At 66.0% G+C, this 19,508-nt stretch carries 16 protein-coding genes and 1 tRNA gene; 11 read left to right on the top strand and 6 right to left on the bottom strand.

The genetic code is table 11. The features are described from left to right. The first annotated feature begins 73 nt into the window (after positions 1 to 73). The 4 genes from ACYVGC_RS19480 (at position 74) to ACYVGC_RS19495 (ending at position 4,581) form a co-directional block, all read left to right on the top strand. Positions 74 to 1,285: a TolC family protein gene (locus tag ACYVGC_RS19480; RefSeq protein ID WP_460585534.1), complete on the top strand. Its 1,212-nt coding sequence runs from the start codon at positions 74 to 76 to the stop codon at positions 1,283 to 1,285. After that, positions 1,263 to 2,681 carry an efflux RND transporter periplasmic adaptor subunit gene (locus tag ACYVGC_RS19485; protein ID WP_460585535.1) on the top strand — a complete coding sequence of 473 codons (1,419 nt, stop codon included), beginning with the start codon at positions 1,263 to 1,265 and terminating at the stop codon, positions 2,679 to 2,681. Before ACYVGC_RS19480 ends, ACYVGC_RS19485 begins: the two co-directional genes overlap by 23 nt. Next, positions 2,674 to 4,140, top strand: a complete 1,467-nt coding sequence (locus tag ACYVGC_RS19490; protein WP_460585536.1) for an efflux RND transporter periplasmic adaptor subunit — start codon at positions 2,674 to 2,676, stop codon at positions 4,138 to 4,140. The genes ACYVGC_RS19485 and ACYVGC_RS19490 overlap by 8 nt, the downstream gene beginning before the upstream one ends. A gap of 156 nt (positions 4,141 to 4,296) precedes the next feature. Beyond that, positions 4,297 to 4,581: a heavy metal-binding domain-containing protein gene (locus ACYVGC_RS19495; RefSeq protein ID WP_460585537.1), complete on the top strand. Its 285-nt coding sequence runs from the start codon at positions 4,297 to 4,299 to the stop codon at positions 4,579 to 4,581. A 102-nt stretch (positions 4,582 to 4,683) separates the two neighbouring features. Here ACYVGC_RS19495 and ACYVGC_RS19500 read toward each other — a convergent pair whose 3' ends face one another. Beyond that, positions 4,684 to 5,370 (bottom strand): MIP/aquaporin family protein, encoded by a 687-nt coding sequence (locus tag ACYVGC_RS19500; RefSeq protein WP_460585538.1) that lies wholly within the window; start codon positions 5,368 to 5,370, stop codon positions 4,684 to 4,686. A 309-nt stretch (positions 5,371 to 5,679) separates the two neighbouring features. Here ACYVGC_RS19500 and ACYVGC_RS19505 point away from each other — a divergent pair, with 309 nt between their 5' ends. From ACYVGC_RS19505 to ACYVGC_RS19515, 3 genes are read left to right on the top strand one after another with little or no spacing between them, the layout of a single operon-like run. Further along, on the top strand, positions 5,680 to 6,723 hold the full coding sequence (locus ACYVGC_RS19505) for a 2Fe-2S iron-sulfur cluster-binding protein (RefSeq protein ID WP_460585539.1): 1,044 nt from the start codon (positions 5,680 to 5,682) through the stop codon (positions 6,721 to 6,723). A gap of 20 nt (positions 6,724 to 6,743) precedes the next feature. Beyond that, complete coding sequence (locus ACYVGC_RS19510) at positions 6,744 to 7,796, top strand: FAD binding domain-containing protein (RefSeq protein WP_460585540.1); 1,053 nt, start codon at positions 6,744 to 6,746, stop codon at positions 7,794 to 7,796. 15 nt (positions 7,797 to 7,811) lie between these two features. After that, on the top strand, positions 7,812 to 10,076 hold the full coding sequence (locus ACYVGC_RS19515) for a xanthine dehydrogenase family protein molybdopterin-binding subunit (protein ID WP_460585541.1): 2,265 nt from the start codon (positions 7,812 to 7,814) through the stop codon (positions 10,074 to 10,076). 10 nt (positions 10,077 to 10,086) lie between these two features. Here ACYVGC_RS19515 and ACYVGC_RS19520 read toward each other — a convergent pair whose 3' ends face one another. The 3 genes from ACYVGC_RS19520 to ACYVGC_RS19530 all read right to left on the bottom strand — a co-directional run bounded on the left by ACYVGC_RS19520 (position 10,087) and on the right by ACYVGC_RS19530 (position 13,249). Then, positions 10,087 to 11,001 carry a helix-turn-helix domain-containing protein gene (locus ACYVGC_RS19520; RefSeq protein ID WP_460585542.1) on the bottom strand — a complete coding sequence of 305 codons (915 nt, stop codon included), beginning with the start codon at positions 10,999 to 11,001 and terminating at the stop codon, positions 10,087 to 10,089. A gap of 87 nt (positions 11,002 to 11,088) precedes the next feature. After that, a complete protein-coding gene (locus ACYVGC_RS19525; protein ID WP_460585543.1) occupies positions 11,089 to 12,084 on the bottom strand; it encodes an aldo/keto reductase in 996 nt (331 codons plus the stop codon). A 112-nt stretch (positions 12,085 to 12,196) separates the two neighbouring features. Next, complete coding sequence (locus ACYVGC_RS19530) at positions 12,197 to 13,249, bottom strand: aldo/keto reductase (protein WP_460585544.1); 1,053 nt, start codon at positions 13,247 to 13,249, stop codon at positions 12,197 to 12,199. A 905-nt stretch (positions 13,250 to 14,154) separates the two neighbouring features. Between ACYVGC_RS19530 and ACYVGC_RS19535 the strand changes: the two genes are divergently transcribed. Both ACYVGC_RS19535 and ACYVGC_RS19540 read left to right on the top strand, forming a co-directional pair. Beyond that, positions 14,155 to 15,075, top strand: coding sequence for a LysR substrate-binding domain-containing protein (locus tag ACYVGC_RS19535; RefSeq protein ID WP_460585545.1), 921 nt, complete (start codon positions 14,155 to 14,157; stop codon positions 15,073 to 15,075). A gap of 190 nt (positions 15,076 to 15,265) precedes the next feature. After that, a complete protein-coding gene (locus ACYVGC_RS19540; RefSeq protein ID WP_460585546.1) occupies positions 15,266 to 16,375 on the top strand; it encodes a YeiH family protein in 1,110 nt (369 codons plus the stop codon). Positions 16,376 to 16,477: 102 nt separating this feature from the next. On the opposite strand, the gene ACYVGC_RS19545 is transcribed toward ACYVGC_RS19540, so the two are convergent. Then, a complete protein-coding gene (locus ACYVGC_RS19545; RefSeq protein WP_460585547.1) occupies positions 16,478 to 17,089 on the bottom strand; it encodes a hypothetical protein in 612 nt (203 codons plus the stop codon). Between the two features lie 266 nt (positions 17,090 to 17,355). Then, positions 17,356 to 17,429: transfer RNA gene (locus ACYVGC_RS19550), tRNA-Ile, on the bottom strand. 124 nt (positions 17,430 to 17,553) lie between these two features. Between ACYVGC_RS19550 and ACYVGC_RS19555 the strand changes: the two genes are divergently transcribed. Both ACYVGC_RS19555 and ACYVGC_RS19560 read left to right on the top strand, forming a co-directional pair. Next, positions 17,554 to 18,204 carry an HAD family hydrolase gene (locus tag ACYVGC_RS19555; protein WP_460585548.1) on the top strand — a complete coding sequence of 217 codons (651 nt, stop codon included), beginning with the start codon at positions 17,554 to 17,556 and terminating at the stop codon, positions 18,202 to 18,204. Positions 18,205 to 18,358: 154 nt separating this feature from the next. After that, on the top strand, positions 18,359 to 19,471 hold the full coding sequence (locus ACYVGC_RS19560) for a site-2 protease family protein (RefSeq protein WP_460585549.1): 1,113 nt from the start codon (positions 18,359 to 18,361) through the stop codon (positions 19,469 to 19,471). The last annotated feature ends 37 nt before the right edge of the window (positions 19,472 to 19,508 follow it).

Consider the following 19,508-nt stretch of genomic DNA (forward strand, 5'->3'; position numbering starts at 1 on the left):
CCAGAGGGGTCCCGTGAGGCGCCCCGCCAGAACGACCATGAATAACTACTTGACAATCTTATTTTTACTAACGTTGGCCCTCCCCGCCCAGGCCCAGCGCGTGCTACCGCTCGACTCGGTCCTGCGCGCCGTCGAACGCCGCAACCCCGCCCTGCGCCAGTACGCCTACCGCGCGCAGGCCAAGGACGCTGCCGTGGCCGGGGCCAGCGCCTGGGAAGCGCCCAAGGTGAGCGCCGGCTACTGGATGACGCCCTACAACCAGCGCCCCATCAAGGAGATGAACAATGGCCGGGGCGAGGGCATGCAAATGGTATCGGTGGAGCAAATGCTGCCCAACCCCGCCAAGCAGCGCGCCAAGCGCGCCTACCTGGCCGGCCAGGCCGCCGTGGAGCAGGCCGGCCAGGCGGCCTCGTTCAACGAGCTGCGGGCCCAGGCGCGCACCCTGTATTATAGTCGCGTGATTTTAGAGAAGAAGCTCAAGGTGCTGGATGAGAGCGCGTTTCTGCTCGATTTTCTGCTGAAGATTGCCCAGGCGCGCTACCCCTATAACCAGACCTCGCTGGCCAGCATCTACCAAGTGCGGGCGCGGGTGGCTATGCATGGCAACGACCACGCCCAGCTCTACGGCCAACTGCGCCAGAACACCATTATGCTCAACACCTTGATGGCCCGCGACCCCGCCACCGAGTTTGCCGTGGACACCCTGTTGCCCGCCCCGCCCGCCGCCGACCAGCAGCCCGACACCGCCGCCCTGGCCCGAAGCCGCAGCGACGTGCGCGGCCTCGACCAGTCGCTGGCCGTGGTGCGCCTCAACCAGGCCGTGGAAACCAGCCGCCGCCGCCCCGATTTTGGGGTGCGCTACGACCACATGAACGGCATCGGCGTCACGCCCAACCAGTTCACGGTCATGGGCATGGTCACGATTCCAGTGGTGCCCTGGGCCGCCCGCGAGTACCGGGCCAACACCGCCGCGCTCGGCTACGAGGCCCAGGCCGTGCGCCAGCAGCGCGCCAGCCTGCTCAACGAGGCGGCCGGCCGCCTCAGCGCCCTGCAATCGGACATGACGACCAAGCGCGAGCAGGTCGAGAATTTCGAGAAGGGCATCCTGCCCGCCCTGCGCAAAAGCTACCAGGTAACGCTGCTGGCCTACCAGCAAAATACCGCCCAGCTGCCCGCCGTGGTCGAAGCCCTGAACACCTGGCTGCTCACCCGCCTGCAATACCTCGACACCCAAAATGAACTCCTCACCCTCACCGTGCGCCATGCCCAGGAACTTGAGCAATAAGCCTTTGCGCCGCCCGTGGCTGGGGGCGCTGGCCGCGGCTGCGCTGCTGCTGGCCGGCTGCCACGGCCAAGCCCACGGCCCCGCCAACGCCAGCGCCACGCCGCCGGCCGCTGCCAGCGCGGCCGCGCAATACACCTGCCCCATGCACCCCCAGATAGTGCGTGAGGCCCCCGGCAGTTGCCCCATCTGCGGCATGGATTTAGTACCCAAAGCCACCGGCGCGGGCGGTGCGCCCGCCGAAGCCGACCTTAGCAGCGTGGGCCAGGCGCCCAATGCCGCCGTACTATCGGCGGTAGCCACCGTGCGCCCCGCCGCCACGGGCGCGGCCGCCGATACCCTCACCCTGCCGGGCGTGGTGGAGTATGACCCGCGCCGCAGCCGCGCCGTGGCCGCGCGCTTCGGCGGGCGCATCGAGCGGCTGCTGGTGCGCTACAACTACCAGCCCGTGCGCCGGGGCCAGCTGCTGCTGGAGCTCTACAGCCCCGAGTTGATAACGGCTGAGCAGGAGCTGGTTTTCCTGCTGGAAAACGATGCCGAGAACACCCCGCTGCTCACCGGCGCGCGCCAAAAGCTGCGCCTGCTGGGCCTCACCGATGGCCAGCTGCGCGGCCTGGCCCGCACCCGCCGGCCCAGCTACCGGGTGGCCATATTCAGTCCCTACGACGGTTACGTGGTCGAAACCGCCGTGGCCAACGCGCCCCTGCCCGCAACTCCCGAAACCACCGAAACTAGCCCCAGCGCGGCCGGCGGCATGGGCGGCAGCGCCATGGGCGGCGGTGGCGCAGCTACCGCCCCGGCCGCCGCGCCCACTCCCACCAGCGCCCCCTCTCCCACCCAGCTCGCCCTCACCGAAGGCGCTTACGTGACCACCGGCCAAAATCTCTTCCAAGTCATAAATACCGACCAAGTGTGGGGCATTTTCCAGCCCACGCCACCCGAACTGGCCCAGCTGCACCCCGGCCAGGCGCTGCGCGTGGTGGCCGAGGGCACGGCCCTGCCACCCATCACGGCCCGCCTCGATTTGGTGGAGCCCGAGTTTCGGGCCGGGGCCAGCGTGGCGGCCGTGCGCGTGTATTTACCTAATGCTAAGGGCTTTCTGCGCCGGGGCCAGCGCCTCACCGGGCGCTTGGTAGCCGGGGTGGTCCCGGCTGCGGCAGGTGCTTTTTGGCTGCCCCGCGCCGCGGTGGTTGACCTGGGCACGCGGCAGGTGGCCTTTGTGCGGCGCGGGCGCACGTTTGTGCCGGTGGCCGTGCAGGTAGGCGAGCGCACCGCCAGCCAGGTGCAGGTACTGCGTGGCCTCGCTGGCACGGAGGACGTGGCCACTAATGGCCAGTATTTAATTGACAGTGAAGGGTTTGTTCAAACCGACGCTACCACCGTTTCCGCTCATGAATAACGCGAAGCTACTAAGCCGACCACGTTGCCCGCAGCGCCGCCGTGGGTGGGTGCTCCTGCTGCTTATGCTGCTGGGCACCGCCGCCTGCCAGCACAAGCCGGAAGTGGCCAATACCGCCTCAGGCGTCGCCTATTACACCTGCTCCATGCACCCGCAAATTCACGCGGAGGCACCCGGCAGCTGCCCCATCTGCCACATGGATTTGCTGGCGGTGCTGGCCAAGCCGGTGGCCGCTGCGCCGGCCCCGGCACAGCCAGCCGCGGCCGTGTACACCTGCCCCATGCACGCGCAGGTGCATGAGAACAAGCCCGGTAGCTGCCCCATCTGCGGCATGGACCTAGTCAAAACCTCGGCCCGGCCCGCCGCCCAAAAGATGACGCCCGCCGAAATGGCCGCCATGCCCGCCGAAAACCCCGCCAGCGGCGACCTCGTGCTCACGGCCCAGCAAGTCGAGCTGGGCAATATTAAAAGTCAAGTTATTGGCAGTGAAAAAGTTATTGCTAAAATCTCAACTACCAGCCCCGCGCCGCAATCGGTGCTCACGGGCACCGTCACGGCCGATGCCCAGCGCACGGCCAGCGTGAGCAGCCGCGTGGCCGGCCGCGTCGAGCGCCTCTACGTGCGCCAAACCGGGCAGGTGCTGCGCCAGGGCGCGCCGCTGTTTGCGGTGTATAGCGAGGAGCTGCAAAGCTTGCAGCGCGAGTACGTGCTGGCCCTGGCCCAGGACCAACTGGTGGCCGGGCCCACCTACCGCCACTTTGCCGAAGCCACCGCCCAGAAGCTGCGGCTGCTGGGCGTGTCGGCCGGGCAACTGCGGCAGCTGGCGGCCAGCGGCCGGCCGGGGGCGCTGGTTACCTACTACAGCCCGCGCACGGGTACCGTGCAGTCGCTCAGCGTGGTGCAGGGCCAGTACGTGGCCGAGGGCACGCCCCTGCTCACCCTCACCGACCTGAGCCGCGTGTGGGTAGAGGCCCAGCTGTACCCCGCCGAGGCCGGCCGGCTGCCGCTGGGCAGCACCGTGGCCGTGCAGGTAGCCGGCCAGGCGCTGCGGGGTAAAGTGGTGTTTCTCAGCCCCGAACTGAGCGGCGAAAGCCAGATTACGCTGGCCCGCATCGAGCTGCCCAACCCCGGCGGCCGCCTGCGGCCCGGCGCCCAGGCCAACGTGCTGCTGGCTGCCCCGGCCGCTGGCCCGGCGCCCACCGCCCCCCCGGCGCTGCGCGTGCCGGCCGAAGCCCTCATTCACGACGGGCCGCGCAGCTACGTGTGGACGCAAACCGGGCCGCGGCAGTATCGGCGGGTGCTGGTGCAGGCCGGGGCGGGCACGGCGGCCACGGTGCCCATTCTGGCCGGCGTGCAGCCCGGCGACCACGTGGTGGTGGCCGGAGCTTATTTGCTGCAAAGCGAGTTTACCCTGCGCCAGGGAGCCAGCAACGACCACATGAGTGGCATGGCCATGTAGCGGCAGCTTAGACGAGGTAAGAGCCGGGCCGGCGCCCGAACTTTGCCGGGAGCGCCCCAACCCTGGGGCGTTCAGCTTGCTTTTCGATTACCCGAACTTGCGGCGACTCCGCTAATCCGTTTCTCTTTTATTTACTCCTAACCCTTTCCCAAACTCATGAAAAAAATGATGACCTGGGGCCTGGCCTTAGCCAGCCTCACCTTCGCCGCTACCAGCTGCTCCGATAACAAAGCCACTACCGAAACCACCACTACGCCTGCTGGCACCGGGGCCATGGCCGCCGACAGCGCCGCCCCGGCAACCACTATCAGCGTGGCCGACACCACCATCACCGCCCCAGCCCCCGGCGCTACGGCCTACGTGTGCCCCATGCACCCCGAGGTGATTGGCGACAAGCCCGGCAAGTGCCCCAAGTGCTACATGGCGCTGGTAAAGAAGTAGCAGCCCGCTAGTTAGCAACTTAATAAAGGCCTTAAACTAAGTGCGTCAGGCCGGGCTAGCCCAGCCTGACGCACTTAGTTTAAGGCCTTTATAATCAGTTTATTATGGCTGTACGGGCACTTCCACGGGCGCTTTCAGCTCCAGCAGCTTATCGGCCACCACGGCTAGCAGCGCGCCGGCCACCGGGGCCACCACGTAGAGCCACGCATCAGCAAGGTGGCCGCTCACGAAGGCCGGGGCCAGCGAGCGGGCCGGGTTCATGGATGCCCCGCAGAGCGGGCCGGCCACCAGCGCCTCCAACCCCACCGTGGCGCTGATGGTGAGCCCCGCCAGCAGCCCCTGCTCATAAAAGCTCGACGACACCCGCAAAATCACCAGCATCAGCCAAAAGGTGAGCAGCACCTCCAAGCCAAACGCCTGGCCGGGGCCGTGCGCCGGTAGCGTAGCCCCCAGCGTAGAGCCGCTGGTAGCCACCAGCTTAACCAAGCCACTGCCGATAAACGCGCCCACCAACTGGGCCGCCACGTAGGGCAGCACCCGCCGCCCCGGAAACCGCCCCGCCGCCCAAAAGGCGATGGTCACGGCCGGGTTCACGTGCGCACCGCTCACATGGCCGAGGCCCTGAATGAGTATCAGCACCACCAGCCCGAAGGCCGCCGCCACGCCGCCGTGGCCCAGCGCGTGGGTTTGCTCGTTGACCACGGCCGCGCCGGTACCAAAAATCAGCAGAATGGCCGTGCCCAGCACCTCGGCAAACAGGCAGTGGCGCAGCATCGTTCTCACTACCATATAGTTAATCTAGCGGGCTACCGCCACTAGCACCGACCGCAACTTACCAGCCGGCCACCCAGTGGCTTGGGCAAAATTACTAGCTGATTTGCATGTGCGGCCTTCGTCAGTATTTAGCAGCTAAAAACTAAATAGTAGGCTCACTGACTGCTTGTTACTCAGCACATCAGGCCCGGGCCGGGCGCGCAGCTTTGCCAGGCTTGCCGGCGCGGTGGGCGCGGCGTGGTGCCTGTTACGCCGCCGTGCCCGACCACCGCTGGCACCAAAAGCGCGTATCAGAGCTGAACCTTTCGAGTAAGGCCCTGCCCCATGACGCAAAACCTGGCCCCCGCGCTGCAAACCGGCGATACCGCGCCCAACGGCCCGCTGCCCGATGGCTCCACGCTGCTGGCGCGGCGCGGCCGGCCGCTTATTCTGGCCTTTGCCCCCACCGAGTGGAACCCGGCGCAGGCCCACCAAAGCGCCATTTTTGCGCAGTTGTCGCAGGAGTTTGGCAGCGGCGCGGCCTTTGCCAATGCGGCCCCCGAGGCCTGGCACTCGCTCGACTATCGCGGCGAGCTGGCCGCGCAGCTGGGCGTGGCTGGGCAGCAAGCACTGCTGCTGCTTGATGAAGAAGGAATATTGCGCTGGAAAACGGTAGTCGAGCCCGGCCAGGAGCTGCGGCCCGGCCAAGTGCTGGCGGCGCTGGAAGCCCTGCGGCCCGCCACGGCGCCCGACTCGGCCGCTACCGAACCCGGGGCTGCGGCGACCGATGCAGTGACTGGCGGTATGTCGCGCCGGACTTTCGTGACGGCTACGCTGGCCGCGGCGGCGCTGCTGGCTTTGCCGGACGTGACGTCCGCCGCGCCGGCCGCTACATCGGCCAGCCCCGCCGCCGACCCCGCCGCCACGCTACCCGTTGAGCTGACTATTAATGGCAAAAGCCACCGCCTTCAACTCGACCCGCGCACGGCGCTGCTCGATGCGCTGCGCGAAAATCTACACCTCACCGGCACCAAAAAGGGCTGCGACCACGGCCAGTGTGGGGCTTGCACCGTGCACCTCGACGGCCAAAGCGCCCTCTCGTGCCTCACGCTGGCCGTGATGGCGCAGGGCAAGGCCATTACCACCATCGAGGGCCTGGCGAAGGGCGACGCGCTGCACCCCATGCAGGCCGCGTTTATCAAGCACGACGCTTTTCAGTGCGGCTACTGCACGCCCGGCCAGATTATGGCGGCCACCGCGCTGCTCGCCGACCCGCACACGCGCCACGGCTCGGCCGTTGAAATCCGGGAAGCCATGAGCGGCAACCTCTGCCGCTGCGCTGCCTACCCCAACATCATTGCCGCCATTCAGGAAACCCAACGCGGCTAGCCGCCCTTCGCCACTAGCTCATGCATCCGTTCCAATACCAGCGCGCCGAAAGCAACAGCCAGGCCGTGGCCACCGTGGCCAAAACCCCCGAAGCAGCATTCATCGCCGGCGGCACGTCGCAGGTCGATTTGCTGAAAGAAGGCGTGCACCAGCCCAGCCTGCTGGTGGACGTGGCGGGCCTGCCGCTGCGTCAACTTATTGATTTTGAAGGCGGCGTGCGCATCGGGGCCAACGCCACGAATACCGAGGCCGCGTATTACCCGGCCATAGTGGCGCGCTACCCGGCCGTGAGCGAGGCGCTGCTGGCGGGGGCTTCAGTGCAGATTCGCAACATGGCCACCATGGCCGGCAACCCCTTGCAGCGCACTCGTTGCCCCTATTTCCGCGACCTGGCCCAGCCCTGCAACAAGCGCACGCCGGGCAGTGGCTGCGCAGCAATTGGGGGCTACAACCACGTTCACGCGCTGTTTGGGGCCTCGGCGGCCTGCGTGGCCACTCACCCCAGCGACCTCGCCGTGGCCCTCGCCGCCCTCGATGCCCGAGTGCAGACTACCGGCCCGCGCGGCCCCCGCACCATCGCCTTTACGGAGCTGCACCGGCTGCCCGGCACCACCCCGCACCTCGACACGGTGCTGGAGCACGGCGAGTTGATTACCAGCATCGACCTGCCCGCCTTCACCGGCCGCTCGCACTACCTCAAGGTGCGCGAGCGCGCCTCCTATGCCTACGCCCTCGCCTCGTGCGCCGTGGCCCTGGAAATGGATGGCAAGAAAATCCGGCGCGCGCGCATTGCGCTGGGCGGGGTGGCCCACAAGCCCTGGCGCGTGGGGCCGGCCGAGGCGCTCCTCGCGGGCCAAGTACCCACCGAAAAGCTGTTTCGGGCCGCCGCCACTGCCGCCTTTGCCGACGCCAAGCCGCTGGAGCACAATGCTTACAAAATACCAATGGGCCGCAACCTGCTGGTGCGTGCCCTGCTAGAAACCAGCGGCTTGCAGCCCTTGCAGGGCCCGGCCGGCACGGCCTTCGCGGCCAGCGTGGGCGGCATGGCCGGCCAGGTAGCTACCCCCAATTAATTAGTCCGTATTCTTATGCTAACCGAAGCTACCGGGCAACCGCTCGACCGCGTAGATGGCCGCCTCAAGGTGATGGGCGGCGCGCGCTACACCGCCGAGTGGGACCTGCCGGGCCTCGCCTACGGCGCGCTCGCCACCAGCGCCATTGCCCGCGGCAAGGTGCGCGCTATTGACGTGCAGGCCGCCCAAAAGGCCCCCGGCGTGCTGGCAGTGCTCACCTACCTCAACGCCCCGCGCCTCCAGCCCATGCCCGACAAGGTGGGCAATTCGCTGTTTCGGGGCGAGGGCGGCATCACCGAAACGCTCCAGCCCTTGCAGGATGCCACCATCGAGTACGCGGGCCAGCCGCTGGCCGTGGTGGTGGCCGACACCCACGAGCACGCGCGCCACGCCGCCACGCTGGTGCGCATCACTTACGACGAAGCCGCGCCGGAGCTGAACCCAGCCACCGCCAGCCGCAAAACGCTGCCCGAGTCCTTCACGGGCAGCAAGGAGGAGCCCCTGCAAGTGACCGTCGGCGACCCCAAGGCGGCGCTGGCGGCCGCGCCGGTGAAGCTGGAGCGGGTGTACGAGTCGGCCATCACGCACCACAACCCCATTGAGCAGCTCGCTACCATTGCGCGCTGGGAAAAGCGCAACGGCGCTGATTACCTGACGGTTTACGACACCACCCGCGGCGTCGATACCTTGCAGGAAGTCATCGCTGCCTCGCTGAGCTTACCCAAGGACAGTGTGCACATCATTTGCCCGTTTATCGGCGGGGCGTTTGGGTCTAAGGGCTGGCTGTATGCCCCGGCGCTGCTCACGGCCATGGCGGCCCGCGTGGTGGGCCGGCCGGTCAAGATTGAGCTGCGGCGGCAGGATATGTTCAGCACGGCGGGCCAGCGCGGGGCCACCCGGCAAACCCTGTCGCTGGGGGCTACCCGCGACGGCAAACTCACGGCTCTGCAACACGATACGCAGGCCCAAACCTCCATGGTGAGCGGCTACACCGAGCCCTGCGCCCGGGTGTCGCGCATGATGTATTCGGTGCCCAACCTGGGCTTTGCGCACCACCTTTCCCACCTCAACCTGCCCTCGCCCTGCCCCATGCGCGGCCCCGGCGAAACCGTGGGCGGCTGGGCCCTGGAGTGCGCCATCGACGAGCTGGCCACCGAGCTGAATATTGACCCCGTGGAGCTGCGCCTGCGCAACTACGCCGACAAAAACCCCGAAACCGGTAAGCCCTTCAGCAGCAAGCACCTGCGCGAGTGCTACGCCCGCGGCCAGGAGCTCATCGGCTGGAGCGCCCGCAACCCCAAGCCCCGCTCGATGCGCGAGGGCAACAGCCTCATTGGCTACGGCATGGCCACCACCATGTACCCGGCCGCCCGCCGCGAGGCCACGGCCCGCGCCACCATCTTTGCCGACGGCCGCGCCCTGGTGCAGAGTGCCACCCACGAGCTAGGCAACGGCGCCTACACCATCTTCCGCCAAATCAGTGCCGACGCGCTGGCGCTACCCGTTGACAGCGTGCGCTTTGAGCTCGGCGACTCGGCCCTGCCGGCCGCGCCCACCACGGGCGGCTCGGCCACCACGGCCACCGTGGGGCCGGCCGCCACGGCCGCCAGCCAGGCCGCCCTCAGCGCCCTCAAAAAAGTAGCCATTGCCGATAGCAAGTCGCCCCTCTTTGGCGCGGCCGAAGACGCCCTGGAGGCCCGCGAGGGCCGCCTGGTGCGCCGGGCCAACGCCGCCCAGGGCGAAACCTACGCCACCATTTTGCAGCGCGCCAAGCTGCCGTCCATCAGCGCCGAGGGCACGGCCAAGCCGGGCGATGAGCGCGAGCAATTCTCGTTCTACTCGTTCGGGGCGGTGTTTGCCAAGGTGCGCGTGGACGAGGCCAGCGGCACCGTGCGGGTAGCGCAGCTGTGCGCCGTGTACGATGTGGGCCGGCTTATGAACCCCCAAACGGCGCGCTCGCAGTTTATCGGCGGCATGGCCATGGGCCTGGGCGCCACGCTCATGGAGGCCACCCACTACGACGCCCGCAACGGCCGCGCTGTGGTGCGCAACCTGGCCGACTACCACGTGCCCAGCATGGCCGACACGCCCGACATCCTGGTGGAAGCGCTCAACATTCCCGACCCGCACATCAGCGCGCTGGGGGCCCGCGGCATCGGCGAAATCGGTTGCGTGGGCACGCCCGCCGCCATCACCAACGCCGTGTTTCACGCCACCGGCCAGCGCCTGCGCTCATTGCCCCTCACGCCCGATAAGCTACTTAACGCATTATCCAGCTGATAGTTACTGGCTATTGCGCCGAAAACCGGAAGGCCGCCGGCGTGAGCCCGGTTTTGCTCTTAAACAGCCGGCTGAAGTACTGCGGATACTCAAACCCCAGCTTGAAAGCCGTTTCGTTGATGGACAGCGACGTGCTCATTAACAGCTGCTTAGCCTTTTCGATGAGGTGGTGGTGGATGTGCTGCTGGGTACTTTGGCCGGTGAGCGAGCGCAACATGTCGGTGAGGTAGGCCGGCGACACGTGCAGGGCGTCGGCAAAGTGCTGCACCGTGGGCAGCGGCTGGCTGTCGCCCTGCGCAAAATAGGCCGTGAGCAGCGCCTCGAAACTGCTGAGCAAGTCGTGCTCGGCGGGCCGGCGCGTCAAAAACTGCCGGTGGTAGAAGCGGTTGGCGTAGTTGAGGAGCACTTCGAGCTGCGACACCAGCACGTCCTGGCTAAAGGCATCGGTGGCCTGCTCGTACTCGCGGCGCATGTTGTCCATGAGGCCGTCGAGCATGGTTTCCTCGCGGGCCGAGAGGTGCAGCGCCTCGTGCACCTGGTAGGAGAAAAAGCCGTAGCCGGCCATCTTTTTGGCCAGCGGGTACTTGTGCAGCAAGTCGGGGTGAAAAACCAGCATCCAGCCCGTTAGCTCCGTAACATCCACGGAGTCATTGCCTTCACAAAACTGGCCGGGCGCGTAAAACGCCAGCACGCCCTCGCTGAAATCGTAGGGGCGGTGCCCGTATTGCAGCAGGCCCTTCAGGTTTTTTTTCAGTGAGATGATGTAGAGCTGCCGTACCACCGGCCCGGTAGGCGGCACAATGCGTTGCGTCTTGGCCAGGTCAATAACGGTGAGCAGCGGGTGGGCCGGGGCCGGAAACCCGAAGTGCCGGGTGAAATCCGACACCGTTTCCAGCACTTTGAATTCTCGCGTGGGCTGTCTCATGGGGTTAAATATAGGTAGCGTAATTATCTAACAAGGGTCCGGCCGGCCGGCTGAAAAAGCCGGCCGGCCGGACCTTCATTCCCTTTACTAAAACCCCTCGGGATACGCCGCGCCGGCTGCGCTGCCCACCGGCATAATGGCGTCGAGGCTGGCCAGCTCGGCCGGGGTCAGCACGAGGCTGGCGGCGGCCACGTTGGCTTCCAGGTACTTGCGGCGCTTGGTGCCGGGAATCACTACTACGTCCTGGGCCAGCACCCAGGCTAGGGCGAGCTGCGCGGCCGTCACGCCCTTGGCGGCGGCCAGCGCCTGAAGCTGCTCTACCAACGCCAGGTTTTTATAGAAATTCTCGCCCTGGTAGCGCGGGAAAAAGCGGCGCGAGTCGTTGGCCTCAAAGTCGTCGGGCGTCTTGATTTCGCCCGACAAAAAGCCCCGTCCTAGCGGCGAATACGCCACGAAGCCGATACCCAGGTCGCGGGTGGCTTGCACAATGCCCTCGTCCTCCACCCGGCGGTCAAACAGCGAATACTCCGACTCCAGGGCCGTGATGGGGTGCACGGCGTGCGCCCGGCGCAATATGTCCACTGGTACTTCACTTAGGCCTAAGTAGCCCACTTTGCCCTCTTCCACAAGGCGGCTCATGGCGCCCACGGTGTCCTCAATGGGCACGGCGGGGTCCACGCGGTGCAAGTAGTAGAGGTCCACGTAGTCGGTGCCCAAGTTCTTGAGCGAGCGCTCGATGCACTTGCGCACGTAGTCGGGCCGGCCGTTGTAGCCGCCGGTCCAGTTTTCGTTGTCATCTACTTCAAAGCCAAACTTGGTAGCGATGGTAAACTGGTTGCGGCGGCCGGCAATGGCGCGGCCCACCAGCCGCTCATTCAGCATGGGGCCGTAGAGGTCGGCGGTGTCGAGCATCGTTACGCCCAGCTCCAGGGCGCGGTCCAGGGTAGCGAGGCTCTCGGCCTCGTCGGCGGCGCCGTACACGCTCATGCCGTTTACGCCGCCCGTCATGCCCATGCAGCCCAGGCCCTCCACCGATACTTCCAGGCCCTGGCTGCCCAAGGCTACTTTTTTTATAGTACTCATACTTTGTTGGTTAGCGGCAACCCTGCGTTGCCGGTTTTGCTAAGCAAAGGTCCAGCCCCTACCCAGGGCCGGACCTACACAAACCCCCGCTTCTGCAACACAAACCGCGCCCCTACTGCCAGCCCCGCACGCTGGTACCCCCAAACACGCCCCGGTTGCCGCCCGGCGTGAAAATGGGGTACGGAAAAGTGGGTTCCAGCGCGCTGGCCTCATCCAGGGCGCGCAGGTGTTCGGGGCTGAGGCGCACGTCGAGCGCAGCAATATTATCGTGCAATTGCGCCAGCTTGCTGGCCCCGATGATGAGCGAGGCCACGCCCGGCTGGGCCGCAGCCCAGGCTAGCGCCACCTGCGTCAGGGGTTTATCAGCCTGCGCAGCCACCACCCGCAGCGCGTCCAGAATGCGCCAGTTGCGGTCCGTAAACAGCGTGTTACCGAAGGGGTTGGGCCCACTGAGGCGGCCTTCGCCGGTGGCCGCGCCGTCGCCGGCCCGCTCGTACTTGCCCGCCAAGAAGCCAGCCGCCAATGGGCTCCATGGTACAATGCCCAGGCCACCCTCGCGGGCGGCCGGCACGTGCTCGCGCTCAATGCTGCGCTCGACCAGTGAGTAGGCCAGCTGCATGGCAATGGGGCCGGGCGTGCCGTGGGCCTGGGCCAGTGTGGCGGCCTTGGCCGCGTACCAGGCCGGCATGTCGGAAAAGCCGAAGTAGCGGATTTTGCCGGCCCGTACCAGGTCGCCGAGGGTTTGCAGCACCTCCTCGGCGGGCGTCACCATATCCCACACGTGCAGCCAGTAGAGGTCGAGGTAGTCGGTTTTGAGGCGGCGCAGCGAGCCTTCGAGGGCCCGGTGGATATTCTTGCGGCCGTTGCCGCCCGCGTTGGGGTTGCCGGGGCCGCCGCTGAAGCCAAACTTGCTGGCCAGCACCAGCTTATCGCGCAGGCCGCGGTCGGCCACGTAGCCGCCCACCAGCTCCTCGCTGCGCCCGCCGGCGTACACGTCGGCGGTATCAATAAAATTGCCGCCGGCCGCCACGTAGCCGTCAAAAATAGCCTCCGATACGTCGTCGGCCGAGCCCCAGCGGGCGGTGCCAAATGTCATGGTGCCCAATGACAAGGGGCTCACCACCAGGCCCGAGCGGCCCAGGGTGCGAAAATCAGTCAGACTCATAAAACCAGGATAAGTACCCGGCTGCCAACAGCGCCAGCCGACCCCAAAGGTCGGGGTGCGCCGCCCGCGCAGCAGCACACAAATCCAGGCTTCTCGGATACGAAACGCGGCGCGCTCCGCCAGACTACGCGCCAACGCATTTGCCTGCGCGGCGCTTGAGTTTCAGGCGAGGCGTGGGCGCACGTCTAAACAGAAACAACCCCGCGGAGGCGGGGTTTTTCTACCACTCGAATAACGGGGAGCCGCTGCTTCAGGACAGCAGCTGCCCTGCGCTATTTACCCGCATGGTTGGTTTTGGGCCGGCGAGCGCACGCAGCTTGGGCCGCTCACGCTTGTCAAAAAATATGACGCATAGCACACCTAATAGCGGCCCTAGCAAGAGGGAGCTGAGCAGCCGTAGGTGCCAGTAGTGTTCGGAACCAAAGTCCCAATGTTGGGCGAGCATTTTTAGTAGGTGTTCCATGCATGAATGTACACATTATCAGTGACTTTCACAAACAAAAAAGACTGACCACACATGGCTTTTGCGGCCCTGCGCTACCCAGTGGCTTAGCCAGTAGCGCTGGCGTACTACGCCAGTAGCGCTGGCGTACTACCAACGCCCAAAACGGCCCTTATTTTTTGCGCCCAGGTACTTCATGGAGTACGAGGCGGCCGCGGTTCTGGCGGCCGGGGCGCGCATGAATTTGACAAACAGCAAGCTCCGAGTGGGGCGCCGGGTGCCAAAGCCGCTTGGGCACTTCAAGGCTAGCCAAACGGGGGCTACCGAGCGGGGCCGCCGGGCGGGTAGCCTCGTTGAAACCCAACCCAAACCTACTCGCGCGGCAGCATAGTTGGGCCCGGAATTCTACCCTCAGAACACGGCCAGTTGCCCGCCCCCGCCCCAGTGCCCGACCTTTGCCGGCATGTCAGATTTTCGCCTGCGCGTATTTGCCGCCGTGGCCCGGCACCTGAGCTTCACAAAGGCCGGGCAAGAGCTGTTTGTAAGCCAGCCGGCCGTGACCAAGCACATCCGCGAGTTGGAAACCCAGTACGGCCAGCGCCTGCTGGAGCGGCGCGGCAACCGCGTCACGCTCACCGAAGCCGGCCGCCTGCTCCAGCTGCACGCCGAAGCGGTGGCGGCCTCGGCTCAGCAGCTCGATGAGCAACTCCTGGGCCTACGCGACCCCGAAGAAGCCGCCGGCCGCCTGCGCCTGGGGGCCAGCACCACCCTCAGCCAGTACGTGCTGCCGGCCTGGCTGCCCACCTTCCAGCGGCGCTACCCCCAGGTGCAGCTGAGCTTGTACACGGCTAACTCTGAGCGCATTGCCGATGCGCTGCTGCGCGGCGAGCTGGACCTGGGCTTCGTAGAGGGCCGCACCAAAAACCGGGACTTGCACTACGAGCTGCTCTTACCCGATGAGCTGGTGGCCGTGCGCCGAGCCTCGGCCGCCGGCCCACCCGCCAAGCCCGTACCGCTGGCCGAGGCCCTTACCAGCCCCCTGGTGCTGCGCGAGCGCGGCTCGGGCACGCTCGAAGTGCTGGAAATGGCGCTGCGCGAGCGCAAAATCAAGCTCAGTGAGCTGTCCGTAGCGTTTTACCTCGACAGCACCGAAGCCATCAAGAGCTACCTCGGGGCGGCCCCCGAGGCGCTGGGCTTCGTGTCGCGGCAAGCGCTGAAGCGCGAGCTGGCGGCGGGCTTGCTCGAAATAGTGCCGCTGCAAGGGCTCGCGCTGCCCCGCCAGTTCGAGGCGGTGTGGGTGCAAGGCCAACCGCTGCCGCGCCCGGCGCAGCGGTTCCTGGCGTTTGCGCAAGCGCAAGTACCAGTGCGTAGCATAGTTAGGTAGTCGCCCTCCGCGGGCACCCCACCCCCGGCCCCTCCCCTTCGGGAGAGGGGCCGGGGGTGGGGTGCCCGCGGAGGGCGACTACCCACTAACGAACCCATCAAATAACCCTTGGTTATTACGTATAACATTTTAGGATAATCCATAGCAGGGGTAAGGCCGTAAATTTGCACTCCTTAATCAACCTGCCCCTATGCCCCAGCCCACCCTGCTTGCGCCGCCTACCACGCCGCCAAGCTTTAGCGCCGAACCCATACTCATGGCCACGCCGGCCAGGCAGAACCAAGCAGCCGCCACGCTCGCTGAGCCTGCGCCTATCACCGGCATCTTTCGGCCCCTGCACACGCCCCGTGTACTGTTTGGGCAGAACTTTACCCTGCGGCAGGTGGTATTCGGGCTGTTTCTGGTGTTCTGCCTCACGCCCTGGGCCTCGCCGCCCCTGGCGCTGGCCCTCGGGCTGGCACTGGCCCAAACGCTGGGCAACCCCTTCCCAGCGCGCACCAAGGCCCTCACCCAGAAGCTGTTGCAATTCTCGGTTATTGGCCTGGGCTTTGGCATGAACGCCCACGCCGCGGTGCAGGCCGGCAAGGCGGGGATTCTGTTCACGGTCGTGTCCATTTTCGGCACGCTGTTTTTGGGCTACTTCGTGGGCAAGTGGCTGGGGCTGGGCCGGCGCGTGGTGCACCTCATTTCGTGCGGCACTGCCATTTGCGGGGGCAGCGCCATTGCGGCTATTGGGCCGGTACTAGGGGCCAAGGACGAGGAAATGTCGGTGGGCCTGGGCACGGTGTTCGTGCTCAATGCCCTGGCGCTGTTTGCCTTCCCGCCCATCGGCCACGCGCTGCACATGAGCCAGAACCAGTTTGGCCTCTGGTGCGCCATTGCCATCCACGACACCAGCTCGGTGGTGGGCGCGGCGGCCGCCTACGGCAACCAGGCCCTGGAAGTAGCTACCACCGTGAAGCTGGCCCGCGCCCTCTGGATTATTCCGGTGGCCATCGGCACCTCCTTGATTTTCAAGCAGAAGGGCGTTAAAATCAAGATTCCCTACTTCATCTTTGGCTTTATCCTGGCCATGCTGTTCAACACCTTTGCCCCGGCCTACGTGCCGGCCGCCCAGGCGCTCGGCCCGGTGTTGGTGACCCTGGCCAAGCTAGGCCTCACGGTGACGCTCTTCTTTATCGGCGCGGGCCTCTCGGCCAAAGTGGTGGGCTCGGTGGGCCCGAAGCCCTACGTGCTGGGCGTGCTGCTGTGGGTCGTGATTTCGACCACCTCGCTCTACGTTATTCTGCACGCGGTGTAGGAGCGCAGCGACTTATTAGCCTGCCAATCAGCACAACCTGCACTTAATCAATATTTTATCTACTTTAGCCATCACCGCAAAGACACCCGTGGGTAGCAGCAACTACCGCAAGGGCACCGACTTGGTAATAACCGCAAAGTCCTCGCGGGCCATGTCGGTGTAGCGAATGAGCACGTGGCCGGTGTGAGCGCTGTCGCGCGCAATCGGCACCACCCCGGCCTCCCACTGGTCGCAATGAGTGGAGAAAGGCTCTACGCCGTATTGCCAGCCGCCCGCCCGGTAGGTGAGCACGTAGTAGCTGCTCCAGCAGCTGGTGAACCACGCGGGCGCAATGCCCAGGTAGTCGCGGCGGCCGGCCCCCAGGTGATGGAAAACCGTGAGTTCGCCGCCGATGGACTGCTTCAGGCCGTAGGGCTGCAGGGCCGGGTTGGAGCACCGCAGCCGGCTGACGCACTCCCCCACGCAGTCCTCGCCGCTGGAATCTATCGCGGGGGGCACCAACCACACGTATTCGGCGGTGCCGTCGCCATCAAAATCGCCCCGCACGGCATCCTCGGGAATCTTCACCGGCACCGGGGCCCGGCCGAAAGGCGCTGCCCGGGCCACTGCGGGCGCCTGGGTAACCGGGTGCTGCTCGCAGGCAACCAGCCCCAGCGGAATCAGCAGCCAGCAACGGATAGGCAAGGAAAAGCGTGCAGCGAATAGGCCGGGCATGGAGGCGTAGGGTACGGGAGGGGACGAAGCTACGAGAGGGCGGGAATAGAAAAAGCCCCGTAGTAGCAGGGCTTTTAAGTGACACATAACGAGGAAACCGACATTTGTATTATCCATAGAAGTTATTTAGAAAATAGGTCGGCGCACAACTTCACGCAAGAGCCGCACGACAAAGGCGAGCCAGCGCAAAGCCAGCCAGATTCCAAGTGGGCCCACAAAAAATCCTCGCAATTAACTGTAATACAGCTAGTTGCGAGGATTTTTTGTGGGCCCACTTGGAATCGAACCAAGGACCTGCTGATTATGAGTCAGCTGCTCTAACCGATTGAGCTATAGGCCCGGTGCCGGTGGCCGAAGCTGCCAACGCCCCAAAGTTACGCGCGGCCGGCGAATATGGTGTGGATTTCTGGTCGGCGAGGCATCTTTTGAGCCCGACCTTTGCCGAAAATTCCCCGCAACGCTTCATGCTTCCCAACCTGCTTTTTGATTTTGGCGGTGTCCTCATCGACATTGACTACGACCGCACCCCCGCCGCTTTTCGCCGCCTGAGCCGGGCGGGCAGCACTGTCGAGTACAGCCAAGCCACCCAAGCCGACTTGTTTGACCAGCTGGAAACCGGGCAGCTTTCGCCGGCCGAGTTTCGCGATGGCCTGCGCCAGCGCTACGACCTCGACGCCACCGATGCCGAAATCGACGCCGCCTGGCACGCCCTGCTGCTCGACGTGCCTGCCGAGCGCCTAGCCCTGGTGGCCGAGCTGCGCCGACGCGGCCACGCCACGGCCCTGCTCAGCAACACCAACGCCCTGCACATTGCCGAGATAAACCGTCGGCTGGCCACCCAGTACGGGTTTAAGCACGGCATAGCCGATTGCCTCGACCGCGTGTTCTACTCGCAGGAAGTGGGCCTGCGCAAGCCGGGCGAGGAGATATTTCACCACGCCCTGCGCGAAATGAACTGGCAGGCCGCCGATACGTTATTCATTGAAGACAGCCCGCAGCACATTGCTACGGCCCGCCGCCTGGGGCTGCGGGTGCTGCATTTGGCCCCGCCCCTCACCCTCACCACGGCCCTGCCCGAGGCCCTGCGCCTCTTTCCGCAGGAGTACGCTGGCTAATCGTCTGTTTCCCCTGGATACCTCTCCCCTCCTTCCCCGGCCCGAGCCCGCCAATGAGCCGCTGCTAAGCTGGCCCGCCGATGCGGTAGCCGCGCCCGCGCCCGCCCGCCGGGCCTGGGCGCGGCGCCTGTTTAGGCGCTACGAGCGGCCGCCCATGCGGCCGGGCTGGCGCTATGCGCTGCACATCGGGCTGTTTTTGCTCACGCTGGCCACCACCGTGCTGGCGGGCGTACAGATGGTGCGCAGCGGCCCCATCGGCACTAATGATGGCGACCTGCTGCCGCTCGACGTGTTTGGCCTGCCGGCCGCGGCGCGCTGGGCGCAGCTGGGCTGGGGGCTGCTGTATGCGGGGCCGTTTTTAGGGGTGCTGGCGGTGCACGAGTTTGGGCACTACTTCGTGGCGAAGTACAACAAGGTGCGCACCTCGCTGCCCTACTTTTTGCCCATGCCGCTGGGGCTGGGCACGTTTGGGGCCGTCATCCGGATACGGGACCGCATTTTCTCGCGCCGCGAATTTTTTGACATTGGGCTGGCCGGGCCGCTGGCGGGGCTGCTAGTGGCGGTGCCGCTTCTCATCTACGGCTTCGCTACGCTGCCCGACCAGGCCGAGTATCTGCTCGTAACTACCCGCGATTTAGCCCGTTACCAGCCGCCAGGCTTCACGCTGGCCCAGCCGCTGCTCTACCACTGGCTGGAGGCCGCCTTTGCCGACCCGCACCGCCTGCCGCCGCCCAACCTGCTGCTGCGCTACCCGCTGCTGGTGGCCGGCGAGCTAAGCCTGTTTTTCACAGCCCTTAACCTGCTGCCCATCGGCCAGCTCGATGGGGGGCACATTTTGTACGGGCTGCTGGGGCCGCGCCGGGCGGGGCGGCTGTCGGCAGGGCTGTTTGTGGCGTTCATTTTTTACGCCGGGCTGGGGCTGTTTTCGCTGCGCAGCGGCTGGCAGACCTGGGCCTACGGCGGCACGGCCTACGCCCTGTACCTGGGGCTGGTGTTCTGGCGGTTGCTGCCGCGCGCCTCGTGGGGGCTAGCGGTGGGCGCGGTGGTGTGGGTGGCCCAAATTGCGGTAGCCACCTACTGGCCGGGCATTATGGGCCAGCCAGGCTGGCTGGTGTTTGGGCTGCTACTGGGGCGGCTGTCGGGCGTGTACCACCCGGCCGCGCCCGACGATAGCCCCCTCAGCCGCGGCCGGCAGGTGCTGGGCTGGGTGATGGTGGGGCTGTTTATCTTGTGCTTTTCGTCGTCGCCGTTCGAGGTGCTGCGCTAAGAAGTTGATTATTGGTACGTGATGAGCCCCCGTTAAC

Source organism: Hymenobacter arcticus (assembly GCF_054779975.1).